This window comes from Streptomyces pilosus (assembly GCF_014649835.1).
GTDB lineage: Bacteria > Actinomycetota > Actinomycetes > Streptomycetales > Streptomycetaceae > Streptomyces > Streptomyces pilosus.
In genome coordinates, this window is sequence record NZ_BMTU01000002.1 from 563,080 (window position 1) to 578,659 (window position 15,580).

A 15,580-nucleotide genomic window follows, 5' to 3' on the forward strand; every position below is an offset into this window, starting at 1 on the left:
CGTATGCCCGAAGGGCAACACGCGGCTACGTTCGCCCGCATGAGCCGTGCGGGCAGGGGCCGCTCCCGAGCCGTCCCGCCCGCACTTCCACGCCTTGGCAGGAGAACCCATGAGTACGAACGAGCCCGCATGTCCGGCCCCCGCACCCGATCAGGACGCACCGGACGCACGCACGCTGCGCGCCGTCCTGGTCGCGGTGTCGGTGGCCCTGATGGCGGTCATCGCCTCGGTGTCGGGGCTGAACGTCGCCCAGACCCACCTGGCCGTCGAGTTCGGCGTGTCGCACGGCACGGTCCTGTGGATCATCAACATCTACACCTTGACCCTGGCGGCCCTGCTGCTGCCGCTCGGCGCGATCGGTGACCGCCTGGGCCGCAAGCCGGTGCTGGTCGCGGGTCTGGTGGTCTTCGGCGTCGCCGGTGCCGCGGCCGGACTCGCCCCGACCGCCGAGGTGATGCTGGCGGCGCGCGTGGTCGGCGGCATCGGTGCCGCGATGATCATGCCGATCACCCTGGCCGTCATCACCTCGACCTTCCCCGAGGAGCAGCGCGGCAGGGCGATCGGCGTGTGGACCGGTGTCGCCGGGGGCGGCGGCATCCTGGGCATGTTCCTCTCCGCCCTGCTGGTCGATGTCGCGGACTGGCGGTGGCTGTTCCTCCTGCCCGTGGTCCTGGTCGCCGTGGCCCTGGCGATGACGCTGAAGTCGGTCCCCGACTCGCGCGAGAGCTCCGCCCGCCCCTTCGACACCGTGGGCGCGCTGACCTCCGCGGTGGCCGTGGTCGGCCTCATCTTCGCCCTCCAGGAGGGACCGGAGAAGGGCTGGACCGCCCCGGCGACCCTGGTCGCAGTCGCGGGCGGACTGGCCGCGGCGGCCGGCTTCGTGGCCTGGGAGCGGCACCGCCGTGACGCCTCCCTCCTGGACGTGCGGCTGTTCCGGGAGCGCGGCCTGGCCGACGGTTCGGTCACGCTGCTGGTGGTCTTCGGTGTCCAGGCGGGCATCGCCGTGGTGCTGTTCCCGTTCCTCCAGGCGGTGCTCGGCTGGTCCGGGCTGCCGGCCACGCTGGCCCTGATGCCCATGGCCGTGGTGATGATGCTGATGTCCGGCCTGGCCCCCCGGATCGCCGCGGGCATCGGTGCCCGGCGGACGACGATGACGGGCGTGGCGCTGGGCGGCACCGGCCTCGCGCTCATGGCCCTGTTCGTCTCCGCGGACGGCGGCTATGTGACGGTCCTGCCCGGCATGCTCGCCATGGGGATCGGCATGGGGCTGTCGATGACCCCGTCCACCGAGGCCATCACCGCGTCGCTGCCGAGCGGGAAGCAGGGAGTCGCCTCCGCCCTGAACGACGTGACCCGCGAGTTCGGCACCGCGCTCGGTGTCGCCCTGCTCGGCGCGCTGCTGTCGGCCGGCTACCGCGACTCCGTCGAGGGCAGGCTCGACGGTGTGCCCGCCGATGTCGCGGACGCCGCCCGGGGAGGGATCGCGGGCGCCGTCGAGGCGGCACCCGCCGGTGGCTCCCACGCGGGGCAGCTGATCCGCGCCGCCGAGCAGTCCTTCGTCGACGGCTGGCAGCAGGCCATGTGGGCGGGCGTGGCCGTCATGGCGGCCCTGTTCGGTTTCCTCGCCCTGCGCGGGCGAAAGGAGCCCGCCCCGCTGCCGGGCGGCGACGGCGACCCGGCCGTCGGGGTGTCCGCGGAACGCTGAGCCGCCGGTGCTCCCGCCCTCGTCCCGGAGCCGGTGCGAAAGGCGGCTCCGTCAGCACCGCTCCAGCAGACGGGCCGCCAGCACGCGGGCGTGCCGCAGACGACCGCTGTCGCCCTCCAGCCCGGCACGCACCATGGCCCCCTCCAGGAGGAAGGCCAGATGTTCCGCCGTGTCGCGAGCGGCGTCGGGACGACCGGGCAGCAACGCGTCGACGTGGGCGGCGATCAGACGTTCGACCTCCTCCTTGTGTCGGCGCACCCGTGTCCGTCCCTCGTCACCGACGGGCAGCTCCGCGGCGGCGTTGAGCAGTCCGCATCCGCGGAAGGCGTCCTCGCGGACCGCTTCGGCGCTGTCGATGTAGGTGTCGAACACGGCCAGCACGCCGTCCCGCGGGTCGTCGCTGCCCTCCAGGCGCGAGCGGTACCGCGTCAGCCACTCCTGGTGCCGGGCCTCCAGGTAGGACAGGACGAGATCCGCCTTGGAGGAGAAGTTGTTGTACAGGCTCATCTTCGCCACCCCGGCCTCGGCGGTGATGGTGTCGATGCCCGTCGCGGTGATGCCGTCGGCGTAGAAACGCCGCGCCGCCGCGGCGAGGACCCGCTCCCGGGCCGGCCGCCGCCTCCCGGCGGCCGGTGGCCGCTCTCCTTCACCCATCACACACCCCGACTCGATTAGGTAGACTGGTCTACCTAGTGTAGCGGAGCGGGTGGGCCGGCGTGCCTCCCCGACCGTGTCCGCCGAGCCGTCCCGCACCCCCAGGGAGCGCCCATGACTCTCCTCACCGACCACCTCGTCGTCGACGGGGTGCGCCTCGCCTACCGGGACCGGGGAGAGGGCCCGCCCGTGGTCTTCCTCCACGGGACGCCCTCGCACGCCTACGAATGGCGGGACGTCGTGCCGCACATCGAGGCGGACGGCTTCCGGACCGTGGCCTACGACCTGCTGGGGTACGGCCTCTCCGAGCGTCCCGTGGACCGCGACACGTCGGTCGCCGCCCAGACCGACCTCCTGGGACACCTCCTCGACGCGCTGGACATCGACCGGGCCGACATCGTCGCGCACGACATCGGCGGAGCCATCGGCCTGCGCTTCGCCGTCGCCCACCCGGGGCGCGTGCGGCGGCTGCTGCTCATCGACTCGGTGAGCTTCGACTCGTGGCCCTCCGCGACCTGGCGGCGGATCATCGACGAGAAGCTCGACGACCGTGCGGGCATGTCCCAGGACGCGTTCGACGCACTGCTGACCCGCCAGCTCACCATGACCGTCGCCGACGAGTCACTCATGACCGGCGACGTTCTCCGGGCGTACCTGGCGCCCCACGCGTCCCCCCTGGGGCGCGTCTCCTTCTTCGAGCACCAAGTGCGCCACTACGACGCGAAGTACACCGAGGAGATCAGCGGCCGGCTGGCGGGCCTCACCGTGCCCGTGCGCATCCTGTGGGGCGAGCAGGACCGGTGGCAGCCCCTCCACTACGCCCAGCGGCTCAGTGCTGCCATCCCCGGCGCGACCCTGGTCACCGTGCCGGAGGCCGGCCACTTCCTCATGGAGGACGCGCCCGCCCGCGTCGTCGCGGAGATCAGGGACTTCCTCACCGCCCATGACCCGGGCGCCCGCCCACCGGCCTGACGCCGCACCAGGCGGACGCCCCGCCTCCGTCCGGCCCGGGGCGAGGCGACACCGCCCGTCCTCGGGCCCGCGCGGACGGGGTGCGCCCGCCGACGACGTCACCGCCGTCGCCGGGCGCACCCCGCGTCCCGTCCCCGATCGGGTAGGGGACCCGACGCTCAGGACTGCGGCCGCTTCCCGTGGTTCGACGGGTGCTTGCGCCGCGACTTCTTCTTCCTGCGCCTCTTCGAGGACATGGGCGTCTCCTTTGTGACATCGGCCGCGGGGCCACGCTCGTCCGCGGTCGAACCGGCATCCGGCAGATGCCCCATTGTTCCGTGGGAGGCCCGGCCCCGCGACTCGCACGGCTTCCCGCAGGTCAGGTGAATGGAGCAGTCCCCAGGATTGGGCGTTGCCTCCGCGAGTCACAGAAGGTGAGAGAGGAACACGGCTCAGCAGGCCGGACCTCCGCCCGCCCAACGTAATGCCGTACTGCCCTTTCCGCCCCCGGAGGCCGCAGCGATGCACGATCCCGCCGCCCATGACCCGCAGCCCGCCGCCCCGGGGCCGAGGGCCCGACTCCTGCCGGAACCCCGACTGCTCAGCGGCGTCTACGGACTCGTCCTGGCCAGTGCGCTCGCGGCGGCCCTCGATTCCCCGGACGAGCAGACCGACCCGGGATCGGACGCGGTGTGGGTCCTGTTCACCGCCGTCGCCGCCGCGGCCGCCCACGGCTACGCCCACGTCCTCGCCCATCGGATGTCGGCGGACGACAGCGGTCTGCGGGTGGGGCTGCGCGCCATGCTCGCCGAGTGGCCCGTCGTCGCCGCGGCCGTCCCCACCGTCGTGTTCCTGCTGACCGCCGTGCCGTCCTGGTGGACGGAGAGCGACGCCGTGAACGCCGCCCTGCTGTTCAACACGGTGGTCCTCGCGGTCGGGGGAGCGTGGACGGCGCGCCGCGCGGGACGCGGCTGGCCGGCGTCCCTCCGGGCAGGAACCGGGGACATGTTCATCGGCCTGGTCATCATCGGAGCCAACGCCCTGATCAAGTGACCACCCCACCCGCCCACCGGCCCACGTCCGGGTCCGTCACCAGCCGCTCCATCATGGTGGGCGGCAGCGACGGGTTGGCCGCGGCCGCTTCCACGACCCGCCAGTCGTCGTCGGAGAGCAGTGCGGCGACGACCGGCGGTGGGAGGGACGGATGCCCGGCAGCCGTGGCGCGTGCCCGCGCGTCCGTCAGGCAGGCGAGGAGCGCCGCGCCGGAAGCGTGGCGGTGCCGTGCGATCTCGCGCAACGCCTTTGGCACCGGCGGGTCGTGTGCGGCCAGTTGCTCCAGCAACAGCGGTGAGGCGTCCGGGTTGGCCGCCACTCTCGCGACGACCTGCGTCCCGTGCCGTACGACCATGCCGCGCAACTGCTTCTCCGACAGCCCGGGGTGGGGTGCGACGGACTTGACCACCTTCGCGTCCGGGTCGTCGGCGAGCGCGTCACGGATCGCGGCCGGTAGATCGCGGCGTTCGGCCAGGAACATGCGCATGGCCGGGTTCGGCGATGCGGCGAGGGCGTCGACCTCGACCGGAGCAGCGGCCGCGATCCTCGGCAGCAACGTCGGACCGATCCTGACGGTACCGGCCAGGCCGCAGAGCACATCAAGGGGGACAAGGGGATTGTGCGCGACACCACGCCGTACTTCGGTAAAAGGATCGGCCGCCAGCGCACGCATCAGGGGCTCGCCGATCGCCGGGTTCGCGGCCAGTTCGGCCCGCACGCCGGGCAGGGCGTCCTGGGCGAGCCGAGCCGCTGTTTCCCGCGGAAGACCGGAGCGGGCCGCCAGCCCGTAACGCAGCACCACCGAGGCACCGGTGGCGAAACGGACGACGGTTGCGGCAGGAGTGGCGGGGTTGCCCAGGGCCGCCTCGATGGTCTCCCGGACGGTGGATTCGTGCGAGCCCGTGCAGAAGGCGCCGGGCCGTGGACAGCAGTCGCACCGCTCCCCGTGTGCGGAAGGCGTCACTTCACCGTCACAGACCGAGCACCGGTCGGCAGGGGGCAGTCCCTCGCCGGTGACCAGCGCCGTCAGTACACGCGCCGGCGTCGACTCGTTGGCCGCCACCGCCCGCCTGACCTCGGCATGCCGGTGTCGTGCGAGCCGAGCGGCCGTGTCCGGCGTCGTCCACAGCGCGAGCTCCGCGACCACCCGCACGTCCGGGTCGGCGGCCAGCACCTTCCGTACGCCGGACGGGAGTCCGGGGCAGGCAGCGAGCTTCATCCTCCGCTCCGGGTCCGGATCCGCGGCGAAGTGCCGAGCCCACTCCTCAGGACCGGTGCCTTCGTCGAGCAGCGCGAGCGCGGCCTCCGGCGCAGTGGCGGGATCAATATCCGCTGCCGTCAACACCCCATTGCGGCACAGCCGTTCAGCGGCTTCCCCGACCCGGGCGGCCAGCGCGACGGCCTGTTCGTGGCGGAGATCCACTCGCTCCGCGAGGCTCCCGGCGATGTCCTCGTCCGCGACCGTGATGAGCCGGTCGACCAGCTCGAGAGGGAGAGCCGGGTTCACGGCGAGCCCGCACCGTACATGGTCCATGCGCACATAGTGACCGGCGCGCAGCCGAACGGCCGCTGATTTTCGGGGTTGCTGTGTCGAGTGGATCGCCGGACTCGCTCGGGCCGGTGGCGGCGCGGCCCTCGGCCCCGCGACACCCACCACCCGGTGTGCCGGGACTGCCGGCACGTACCGCCCGAAAACCGGCGGAGCCGCCCGGTTCGGCTCGCCGGAGCAGGGGCCCTTCCCGCACGGACAGCACCCGCCGGCCGACTCCGTCGTCGCGACCCTCGCCGCCCGCCTGGGGGTACTGGTCATGCCCGAGCGGGCACGGGACGCCACCCTGAGCGGCATCCGGGCCTACCTCGGGAGCCGACCGGGGACCTCTCGGGGCGAGTTCACCCTGCCCTTGCTGACCGGCGTACTGCGCGTCCGGCGGACGTCATAGGATCGCCGGCATGCCGCTGCGCCCGGTGCACGTGAACATCAAGGCCCTCGACGCCGAGGCGGTCGGCGACTTCTGGGCGCGGGCACTCGGCTGGAGTGCCTACAGCGCCGGCGTGACCACCTACGTCGGCCCGCCCGGCGGCCTCGTCTGGCCGAACCCGGCCGCCGTCGGCATCGACGTCGTGCCCGTGCCGGAACCGAAGACGGCGGCCAAGAACCGTATGCACCTCGATCTCGCCACCACGTCCGCAGCCCACCGGGCGGAGCTGGTCGCGCGGCTGCGGGAGTGCGGTGCGACACCCGCCCGCGTGGGCCGGGGACCGGCGCCGTGGACGGTCCTCGCCGACCCCGAGGGCAACGAGTTCTGCGTGCTGGAACCCCGGGAGACCTACCGGGACACCGGGCCGATCGCCCGTGTGGTGGTCGACAGCGCGGATCCACGGGCCATGGCACGGTTCTGGGGCGAGGCACTGGACTGGAACCGGCACGAGGTGACCGACGACCGTGCGGCCCTGCGCTCCGCCGACGACGTCGGCCCCTACCTGGAGTTCCTCCGCACACCCGGCGTGAAGACGGTGCCCGACCGCCTCCATCTCGACCTCCTGCCGTACCGGGGGGACGACGGAGCGGCGGAGGTGGCCCGGCTGCGGACCCTCGGCGCGACCGACCTGGACATCGGCCAGGGCGACGTCCCGTGGACGTGCCTGACCGACCCCGAGGGTCACGAGTTCTGCGTCCTCGCCCACTGACCGTCCCGCGCCCCGCGGCACGCCGCCTCACCCGGAAGACACCTAACGCGCCCGCCACAGATCGCGGAGCAGCGCCACCTCGGCCATGTGATGGATGAACTCCAGGTTGGCGCCCGACAGTACGGAGACGTACGGCTCGTCGGGGTCGGAACCGTACGGATACTGCGAGAGGCCGACCGTGTCGAGCTGCTCCTCGGTGACGGTGGCGACGCTGTCCCGCCAGCGGTCGACCGTCGCCCAGAACCCCTCGAGCGCCGACGCGGCGGAGGGCGTGAAGTCGACCATCAGCTTCGGGTCCCGCCGCCGCGGACCGAAGGTCCACTCCCAGCTGCCCGCGAACGCGTAGTGCAGATGCCCCAGCCGCCAGGCGATGGTCGTCACCGCCGTATCGTCGGGCTCCACCGCCCCGGTGTGGGCGAGGACCTCCTCGACGCGTGCGACGCTCACGCTCCAGTCCGCGGCGATCCTGTCGACGCTCATGCCGCCGGCGGCCTGCCGGGCGACCTCGGCGTACTCGCTCGCCGGGATGTCCGGCGCGCCGAGGTCGAGCACCCACTCGCCCGGTCCGAACGCCCTCGGCGTCGTCGCCTCGTCCCGGCGCCGGACCGACCAGCAACCGGGCACCGGCTCCCACAGGTACTCCTCGTCACCGAGACCCGCCAGCCGAACCCGCGCCATCTCCCTGGCCTGGTCGAACTGCTCCAGCAGGAGGCCCAGTCGGTCTCCCCCCGCGTGTGAAGCCGCCATGTCCCGTTCTCCCGTCGCCCCGGCCGGTGTGTCCGCTGTGCCCACGCGGAAGATAGCGGCTCGCCGCACGGGGGCGCGAGGGACTATTCCCTGCGGGGGCCCGCGGTGTTCCTCCCGTCACCCGTAGGGCTGGAGGAGCTGGTCGACGGGTGCGTAGTCGTCGGTGAGCAGGGGGGCGTCGCCGATCCAGGACGTCAGGTCGTCCCCTGTGGCGATCCGCCAGCCGGTGTCCCTGGCGTCCAGTGCCTTCTGGACCGCGCGGAGGTCGACCCTCCGGTCGGAGGCGACCACCACCAGGTTGCCGCCCCTGGACCCGCCGGCGGGGGCGAGTCCGATGTCGGCGGGCTCGCCGAGGAGTGCCACGTGCGCGAACGTCGCGCGCAGCGTGGCCGCTTCGGCCCGCGCGAAGGCCAGGTCGCCGTGGTCGATGAGGTTGGCGACGTAGAGGCCGTCCTCGTCGAGCACCCGTCGCACGTCGGTCATCGCCTCGGCCGTGGTGAGGTGCCAGGGGACGCTGACGCCGCCGAACGCGTCGCCGACGACGAGGTCACGACTGCCGGTGTCCAGTCGCCGCAGGCCCAGCCTGCCGTCCTCGGCGCGCACCTCGACACCCGACTTGGGGCGCAGGCCGAACTGTTCGCGGTCGATGCGCACGACCCCGTCGTCGATCTCCGAGACGAGGCTGCGGGTGCCGGGCCGCGTCGCGGCGAGGTAGCGGGGGAGGGTGAGTCCGCCGCCGCCGAGGTGGTGGGCGGCGAGCGGCTCACCCTCCGCGAACGCGGAGTCCACCACCGCCGCGACGGCGCGCACGTACGTGAACTCCAGGAACGTCGGGTCCTCGACGTCGACGTAGGAATGACGTATCCCGTCCAGCACGAGGACGCGGCCACTGTCCCGGTCCGGGTCGGCGACGACCCGCGCGCAGTGGTACCGGGTCTCCGTGTCGCAGGCACCGGGCGCGACCGTCGTGCCGACGCCGCCGGCCACCACCACGAGGGCCAGGGCGGGTGTTCCGCTCCAGCCGCGCGTACGCCACTCCACCAGCGCCGAGCCGACCAGCAGCAGTGCGCCCAGACCGATCAGGATGGTGCTGACCGGCAGTCGCGACAGGAGGACGAAACCCGTGAAGACGGTGCCGAAGATCGCCCCGACCGTGCCGACACCGGACAACCGGCCGACGACCGTCCCGGTTTCGGCGAGGCTGGTGAGGCGCAGCTTGGTCGCGATCGGCGTCACCGCGGACAGCAGTGCCCCCGGCACGAGGATGGTCAGCGCGGCGATCAGCAGCAGCAGCGGCCGTACCCCTTCCGCGGTGGTGCGCAGCACCGCGGGGGTGAGCGCGACGACCGCTCCCGAGATGCCGAGCGCCGGGCCCAGGAGCCGAGTGGGGCTGACCAGGTCCGCCACACGCCCGCCCAGCCAGGAGCCGAGGGCGATCGCCGTGAGCGCGATGCCGATCACCAGGGTGCTGGTCTCCAGGGTGAGGCCGAGGTAGGGGGCCAGCAGCCGCAGGGCGACGATCTCGACGACCAGGACCGCGGCCGAGGAGCCGAAGACGAGCACGGCGGCACCTCGTGGACCCAAGCCGCGGTCACGGGACGGGCCTTCGGCGACACGTGGGGGAGTCGATCCGGTCACGGGCGTCATCCTCGCACGCGGCTGGGCCGGTTCGGCGAGGCGTCGGCCCAAGGCTCCCGCGGGCGGCGGCCAGTTGGGCGGCCAGGTGGGCGGCCGGCTCGGCGGCCGAATTCAGGACCGGGCCGGTCCCGGAGCCAGGCCGTCCGCGACCAGACCGGCGAGGACCGCCTCGCCGAGGGCGTGGACGGCGGACCGGGGCCGCACCATGACGGTGAACTCCTTGATCCGGCCGTCGTCGTCGAAGTGCAGCAGGTCGATGCCGTGGATCTCCTTCCCGCCCGCTTCGGCACGGAAGAGAAGCACCGCGGACGGTGCGGTGGTGGCGTCGGTACCGGTCTGCGCGGTGCCGGTGAAGTGGCCGATGTAGCGGAAGTTCTCGAAGGTCCGCAGCAGGACCCCGAAGAGCCCCAGCACGGCGGGCTTGCCCTCGAAGGGGGTGAACGTGACGGGGCTGTAGAGGCGGATGTCGTCGGTCAGCAGGTCGCCCAGGGCCGCCAGGTCCCGGTCGTCGACGGCCGCACGGAAACGCTCGGAGGTGTCCACGCGTCACCCTTCCCTAGTCATCAATCTGAGTAGTCATATTCATGACTATCATGTCGGCCTGTCGAGCGACAGAGGCGTGCGGAAAGCGCCGCGCCGCTCCGGCGGCGCCCCTCTGCTCCATCCGGCGCAATTCGTCCCACCGGCGGCGTCTCCCGGCAGGCCCGTACTCCCGCGGGCGGGTCACCCTGGAGTGCCGGAACGCCGGCGTCACGAAGGGACATGCGGATGTCGAAAACGAGCCGGCCCTTGAGCCGGCGTGGTCTGCTCATAGCCGGCGGGGCCCTGGCCTCCACAGCCGGCACCACACTGCCTCCCCGGGTCTCCCCCGCCGGGGGAGGGGACATGCCCGGCGGGGGAGACCCGGGTGACAACTCCGGACGGGCGGGGAAGATCGACGTCCACCATCACTACACCGCCCCGGAATGGGTGGAGTGGGCGGAGCGCGCAGGGGTGGTCCGCGAGGAGGACCTGCTCTGGTGGGCGCGCTGGGACGAGGACGCCACCCTCGCTCTCATGGACCGGGCGGGAATCGCGACCGCCGTGCTCAACCCCACCATGCAGGACCGCTACCGCTCCGCGGCGCAGGCCAGGGAAGGACTGTCGGTCCTCTTCGACGCGCTGACCGGCCTGACGCACCGGCATCCGGGCCGTTTCGCCCTCCTCTGCCCGGCTCCCCTGGACCACCCGGACGTCACCACCTGGGCGCTCGAGCGCGCCTACGACGACCTCGGCGCCGTCGGAGTGAGCGTCAAGGCGAACCACGACGGCGTCTACCTGGGCGACCCCTCGTACGACCGCTTCCTCGCCGAAGTCGACGAACGTTCCGCCGTCCTCTTCACCCACCCGCTCGACCTTCCCGGAAAGCCACCGGGAGCGCCCACCGTCGCCGGGGTCCCGAACTTCATGTGCGACTTCCTTCTGGACACGACGCGCGCGGCGGTGAACCTCATCCGCACGCGAACACTCGACCGGTACGCCCGGCTGTCGGTCGTCCTGCCGCACGCCGGCGGATTCCTCCCGCAGATCGCCACCCGCCTTGAGGCCTTCGGCGACCACTGCACGCCAGCCCTCGACCCGGGCCGGGTGCGGGACGCCCTCCACCGCTTCTACTACGACACCGCGGGCCCGCTCGCTCCGGCGTGCACCCTCGTGGAGACGGCCGGCGCCGACCGGATCCTCTTCGGCACGGACTGGCCCGCCGCCTCGGCGGAGATCATCACCGAACACACGATGCCGGCCGTCGCAAGCGACCACGCGTTCACCGAGCACCAGCGCCGCGGCATCTACCACGGCAACGCACGACGGCTCATGCCCGCACTCGGCGCCCCCGCCGTACCGGTCACCGGCTCCGCGGGCGCGAGGCCCCAGGCGACCCGGCAGTAGACGACGCGCCGGCCGGTCAGTCGTTCCGCGACGGGACTTGATAGGCAAGTGAGCACTTGCCTATAGTGAGGTGTGGCCGAAGACCTGTTCAAAGCGTTGGCCGACCCCACCCGCCGCGTCATCCTCGACGAGCTCGCCGACAAGTCCGGACAGACCCTGTTCGAGATCTGCTCGCGGTTGGCCATGAGGCATCAGATCGCGATCTCCCGTCAGGGGGTCTCCCAGCATCTCGCCGTGCTGGAGGCCGCGGGGCTGGTCGAGACGCGGCGGGAGGGCCGCTACAAGTTCCATGACCTGAACACGGCCCCGCTGCGGCAGATCGCCGAGCGGTGGCCCCTGCCCGGCCCGTCCGGTCCTGAGGAGAGCACACCATGAGGATTCACCTGACCAGCGTCTTCGTCGACGACCAGGCGGAGGCCCTGCGCTTCTACACCGAGGTCCTCGGCTTCGTGAAGAAGCACGACGTCCCGGTGGGTGAGAAGGACCGGTGGCTGACGGTCGTGTCGCCCGAGCAGCCGGACGGCACCGAACTGCTCCTGGAGCCCGTCGGCCACCCGGCGGCCAAGGCCTACCGCGACGCGCTCGTCACGGACGGCATTCCGCTCGCCCAGTTCGAGGTCGACGACGTCGCCGCGGAGTACGCGCGACTGAGCGACCGCGGGGTGCGCTTCACGCAGGAGCCCCTGGAGATGGGGCCCGTGACGACCGCCGTTCTCGACGACACCTGCGGGAATCTGATCCAGCTCGTCACCCCGTCGCGCTAGCGCGCGCACCCATCGGACCCCCGGGGCGGACCACCCTTCCGCAGCACCGGTCAGTTCTGCCGGGCGTGCACCGGACTGTTCGCGACCTCATCGGGGCACTTCCGGTGCGGTGAGCGCGAGCGCCGGTCGCGCCACCAGTCGGACGTCGCCAGGGCGAGGGACGTCAGCATCGTGGTGAGGGCGGCGCCCAGCGCGACGCCGAGGGCGACCCGGTAGTCGTCGGTCGTGCCCAGGACGAGATAGAAGAGGCCCGGCAGCGCGGCGGTCCCCACCGCGGCACCGAGCCGCTGCCCGGTCTGCAGGGCGCCGCCCGCCGCGCCCGCCATCCGCACCGGTACGTCCCGCAGGGTCATGGTGATGTTGGGGGAGACCACGAATCCGCCGCCCACACCCCCGATGAACAGGGCGGGGGCGGCGATCCAGGGAGCGATGTCCAACGGCGCGAAGCGCAGCAGCAGGGCGGTGGAGCCCAGCCCGACGAGCACGCCCGCGAGCCCCCATACGGTGAGCAGGCGGCCGAACCGGTCCACCAGCCGGCCCGAGACCACGGCCGCCCCGGCCGAGCCGAGGGCGAAGGGGGTGACGGCGAGCCCCGACCGCAGCGGCGAGAAGTCCAGGCCGTGCTGGTAGAAGAGTGCGAAGACCAGCCAGACACCGCTGAACCCGAGGAAGTAGAGCGTGCCGACGCCTGCGCCGACCGCGTAGCCGCGCACCGTGGTGAAAAGTCGCGGGTCCAGCAGCGGTTGTGTTCCCCGGGCGACGAGGCGGCGCTGCCGGCGGACGAAGAGGGTGAGGACGAGGGCGCCGACGGGGAACATCCACCACAGACGGCTCAGTCCGCCGGACTCCGCCTGCACCAGGGGGTACATGAACGCGAACACTCCGAGGCCGAGGAGCAGCACGCCGGGCACGTCCACGTGTCCTCGGCCGGAGCGCCGGGTGCGGGGCAGCAGCCTGCGTCCGAGCAGCACGGCCAGGATGCCGATGGGGACGTTGACGTAGAAGACCCAGCGCCAGCCCGCCTCGTCGCCGGCCAGCGCGAGGATCGTGCCGCCGATGATGGGGCCGGAGGCGGAGGAGATGCCGACGGTCGCACCGAAGTAGCCGAAGGCCCGGCCGCGTTCCGCGCCACGGAACAGCTGCTGGATGAGCGCGGAGTTCTGGGGTGCCATGAAGCCTGCCGCCAGGCCCTGGGCGAGGCGGGCGACGACCAGGAGCATGATGGTGGGCGCGGCCCCGCAGGCCGCGCTGAAGACCACGAATCCGCAGAGGGCGAGCAGGAAGATGCGGCGCCGGTCCAGTGCGTCGCCCAGCCGGCCGGCGGTGACCAGGGCGAGGGCGAACGTGAGCGAGTAGCCGGAGACCACCCACTGCACCTGGGCGGGGGTGGCGTGCAGGTCGTCCTGGATGGTGGGCAGGGCGACCGCCACGATCGTGACGTCCAGCAGACTCATGAATCCGGCGACCAGGGTGACCCAGAGGGCCCGCCACCGGTGCGGGTCCGGCTGGTAGTCGTCCCCACCGGCGCCGGGCTCCCGGTCGCCGGCCTCTGACGTGGTCACATGGAGTCCTCTCGCAGGCCCGGCCCGGGCGGACAGGTTCCCCGGCCGGGCCGCGAGCACACCCCCCGGCCCGCAAATGGGTCAGGCCGTCCCCGGGCTTCCGCCCGGGCAGACGCGAGCCGTGCCGACGGGGACGCTCAGTCGAGACAGAACTCGTTGCCCTCGACGTCCCGCATCACGATGCAGGACTCGTTGTACTCGTCGGCGAGCAGGACGCGCTCCTGTACCGCGCCGAGCGCGACCAGGCGCTTGCTTTCCGCCTCGAGCGCGGCGAGCCGCTCGGCCCCCACGAGTCCGGTGCCGACGCGCACGTCGAGGTGCACCCGGTTCTTGACGACCTTCCCCTCGGGGACGCGCTGGAAGAACAGGCGCGGGCCCACACCCGAGGGATCGCCGCAGGCGAACGCCGCTCCCTGCCGCTCGGGCGGCAGGGAGCGATCGAAGTCGTCCCACGAGGCGAACCCCTCCGGCGGCGGCGGTACGACGTAGCCCAGCACCTCGCACCAGAAGCGGGCGACGCGCTCGGGTTCCGCGCAGTCGAAGGTGACCTGGAACTGCTTGATCGATGACATCGGCGCACGATAGCAGGGCGCCGCCCGGTCCCATGTGCCCCTGTGGAGCCGCGTGTTGTGGTGGTGCCCGCGGTGTCAGGGACCGGTCGTCCCCGGGTCGTCCCTGCCCAGGCGGCTCAGCGCCCGCATGGCCTCGCGCTCCACGCGTGACAGGTCGCCGAGGACGGCGCCGGCCCGCAGCAGGCGCTCCTCGTCGCCTTCCGTACCGGCTTCGGTGATCAGTGCCGCGACCTCCGTCCACAGGGCGGCGGCCTCGCCGTACAGGCGGTGGCCGGTGCGCAGGGGGCCGCTGTCGAGCAGGTGGGTGCATTCGCCGAGGAAGTCGCGGTACAGATTGCGGAACAGGGCGCCCCCCGTGCCGGCCCGCTCCATCATCAGGGCGGCCTGCGGCAGGTCCCGCCGCGGGTCCTCCGACCGCCGGAGCCACGTTCGTACCAGCTTGCCGGCCTTCTCGATGCCCCGGTGACCGAGGTTGGCGATGGGCGGGTCGAGGAAGGCGTCGGCGCAGGCCGTGATGGCGGGAACGATCCGCTGCTCGGGGCCGGGGAGACGCTCGGGAACGGTGAGGGTGAAGGACCGGTTCCGGGCCGTCATCGGACCGCGGGCGGCCCTGGCCCGGGCGAGGCCGGCCAGACCGGTCGACACGGCTCCGCCCTGCTGCTCGGTGTCGACCAGCTGTGCGCTGTGCTCGTCGTAGCCGTAGAGGGCGACCATGTGACCGCCGAAGTGCACCGGCGTCCCGAAGTAGTCGAGGTAGTAGCTGTCGAGCTGGAGTCCGACGGGGTGATCGGAGTCGATGGCGGCCGTCACGTTCTTCCACGCCCTGCGCGGGGAGGTGGTCTCCTCGACCCGCAGGTCCAGCCCCAGTGCCCCGGCCAGGTTCCTCGTCAGCTCGAAGGGTTTGACCCGTCCTCCGAGGAAGGGGAACGGCATGTTCTTGCCGTCCCAGTAGACGAAGGACAGACCGGAGCCCAGGCCGAAGAGCATCGGCTCCGACAAGTCGAGGCCCTGGTGCCGCAGCAGTACGCCGAGCGTCGTCGTCTCGCAGTGCTGCGCACCGCGCGCGTCGATGCCGCTCACCTTCGTCATGCCGGGTCCCCCTGACCGGGACGGTGGTGCGGACCGGTGCGACCCGCCGCGCCGGGCGGGACGCGCGGCGCCCTTCCGCGGGGCCGCCCCGACCGCTCCGCGGAACCTGACCGTGGGCACTCTACGTCGGCCGCGGTCGCCCGCGGCCCCGGATGGCGGTCCCCGCGGGCGCCGCGGTCGCGACGGCGGCATAGTGGTCGTGGAAGGCGCGGGCCGCTCCGGCGGTGGCGT

Annotated in this window: 16 protein-coding genes; 7 read left to right on the top strand and 9 right to left on the bottom strand. The window is 72.7% G+C overall.

Going from position 1 to position 15,580, the window contains the following annotated elements; all coding sequences use genetic code 11:
- Window positions 1-109 precede the first annotated feature (109 nt).
- Window positions 110-1,705: an MFS transporter gene (locus IE118_RS07515; protein WP_189556674.1), complete on the top strand. Its 1,596-nt coding sequence runs from the start codon at window positions 110-112 to the stop codon at window positions 1,703-1,705.
- Window positions 1,706-1,756: 51 nt separating this feature from the next.
- Here IE118_RS07515 and IE118_RS07520 read toward each other — a convergent pair whose 3' ends face one another.
- Window positions 1,757-2,359, bottom strand: coding sequence for a TetR/AcrR family transcriptional regulator (locus tag IE118_RS07520; protein ID WP_189556676.1), 603 nt, complete (start codon window positions 2,357-2,359; stop codon window positions 1,757-1,759).
- Window positions 2,360-2,473: 114 nt separating this feature from the next.
- On the opposite strand from IE118_RS07520, the gene IE118_RS07525 reads away from it, so the two are divergent.
- Window positions 2,474-3,331, top strand: a complete 858-nt coding sequence (locus IE118_RS07525; protein ID WP_189556677.1) for an alpha/beta fold hydrolase — start codon at window positions 2,474-2,476, stop codon at window positions 3,329-3,331.
- A gap of 158 nt (window positions 3,332-3,489) precedes the next feature.
- Here IE118_RS07525 and IE118_RS34850 read toward each other — a convergent pair whose 3' ends face one another.
- On the bottom strand, window positions 3,490-3,642 hold the full coding sequence (locus tag IE118_RS34850) for a hypothetical protein (RefSeq protein WP_491591196.1): 153 nt from the start codon (window positions 3,640-3,642) through the stop codon (window positions 3,490-3,492).
- Window positions 3,643-3,832: 190 nt separating this feature from the next.
- On the opposite strand from IE118_RS34850, the gene IE118_RS07530 reads away from it, so the two are divergent.
- Window positions 3,833-4,363, top strand: a complete 531-nt coding sequence (locus IE118_RS07530) for a hypothetical protein (RefSeq protein ID WP_189556679.1) — start codon at window positions 3,833-3,835, stop codon at window positions 4,361-4,363.
- On the opposite strand, the gene IE118_RS07535 is transcribed toward IE118_RS07530, so the two are convergent.
- Entirely contained in the window at window positions 4,356-5,897 is a 1,542-nt protein-coding gene (locus IE118_RS07535) for a hypothetical protein (protein ID WP_189556681.1), read from the bottom strand. The genes IE118_RS07530 and IE118_RS07535 overlap by 8 nt on opposite strands.
- Before the next feature lie 416 nt (window positions 5,898-6,313).
- Here IE118_RS07535 and IE118_RS07540 point away from each other — a divergent pair, with 416 nt between their 5' ends.
- The gene (locus IE118_RS07540) at window positions 6,314-7,051 is read left to right on the top strand and encodes a VOC family protein (RefSeq protein WP_189556683.1); all 738 of its coding nucleotides are present in this window, start codon (window positions 6,314-6,316) and stop codon (window positions 7,049-7,051) included.
- Window positions 7,052-7,093: 42 nt separating this feature from the next.
- Here the strand turns inward: IE118_RS07540 and IE118_RS07545 are convergent, their stop codons facing one another.
- From IE118_RS07545 to IE118_RS07555, 3 genes are all read right to left on the bottom strand, one after another.
- Entirely contained in the window at window positions 7,094-7,798 is a 705-nt protein-coding gene (locus IE118_RS07545) for a DinB family protein (protein ID WP_189556685.1), read from the bottom strand.
- Between the two features lie 117 nt (window positions 7,799-7,915).
- Window positions 7,916-9,445 (bottom strand): fused MFS/spermidine synthase, encoded by a 1,530-nt coding sequence (locus tag IE118_RS07550; protein ID WP_189556687.1) that lies wholly within the window; start codon window positions 9,443-9,445, stop codon window positions 7,916-7,918.
- A 102-nt stretch (window positions 9,446-9,547) separates the two neighbouring features.
- A complete protein-coding gene (locus tag IE118_RS07555; protein ID WP_189556689.1) occupies window positions 9,548-9,979 on the bottom strand; it encodes a nuclear transport factor 2 family protein in 432 nt (143 codons plus the stop codon).
- 342 nt (window positions 9,980-10,321) lie between these two features.
- Between IE118_RS07555 and IE118_RS07560 the strand changes: the two genes are divergently transcribed.
- From IE118_RS07560 to IE118_RS07570, 3 genes are all read left to right on the top strand, one after another.
- Window positions 10,322-11,362, top strand: coding sequence for an amidohydrolase family protein (locus IE118_RS07560; protein ID WP_229846696.1), 1,041 nt, complete (start codon window positions 10,322-10,324; stop codon window positions 11,360-11,362).
- A 72-nt stretch (window positions 11,363-11,434) separates the two neighbouring features.
- Complete coding sequence (locus IE118_RS07565; protein ID WP_189556693.1) at window positions 11,435-11,737, top strand: ArsR/SmtB family transcription factor; 303 nt, start codon at window positions 11,435-11,437, stop codon at window positions 11,735-11,737.
- A complete protein-coding gene (locus IE118_RS07570) occupies window positions 11,734-12,126 on the top strand; it encodes a VOC family protein (RefSeq protein ID WP_189556694.1) in 393 nt (130 codons plus the stop codon). Before IE118_RS07565 ends, IE118_RS07570 begins: the two co-directional genes overlap by 4 nt.
- Window positions 12,127-12,176: 50 nt before the next feature.
- On the opposite strand, the gene IE118_RS07575 is transcribed toward IE118_RS07570, so the two are convergent.
- The 3 genes from IE118_RS07575 to IE118_RS07585 all read right to left on the bottom strand — a co-directional run bounded on the left by IE118_RS07575 (window position 12,177) and on the right by IE118_RS07585 (window position 15,349).
- Window positions 12,177-13,688, bottom strand: coding sequence for an MFS transporter (locus IE118_RS07575; protein WP_189556696.1), 1,512 nt, complete (start codon window positions 13,686-13,688; stop codon window positions 12,177-12,179).
- Window positions 13,689-13,825: 137 nt separating this feature from the next.
- A complete protein-coding gene (locus IE118_RS07580; protein ID WP_189556698.1) occupies window positions 13,826-14,260 on the bottom strand; it encodes a VOC family protein in 435 nt (144 codons plus the stop codon).
- A gap of 75 nt (window positions 14,261-14,335) precedes the next feature.
- Window positions 14,336-15,349, bottom strand: coding sequence for a BtrH N-terminal domain-containing protein (locus tag IE118_RS07585; protein WP_189556700.1), 1,014 nt, complete (start codon window positions 15,347-15,349; stop codon window positions 14,336-14,338).
- Between the last annotated feature and the right edge of the window lie 231 nt (window positions 15,350-15,580).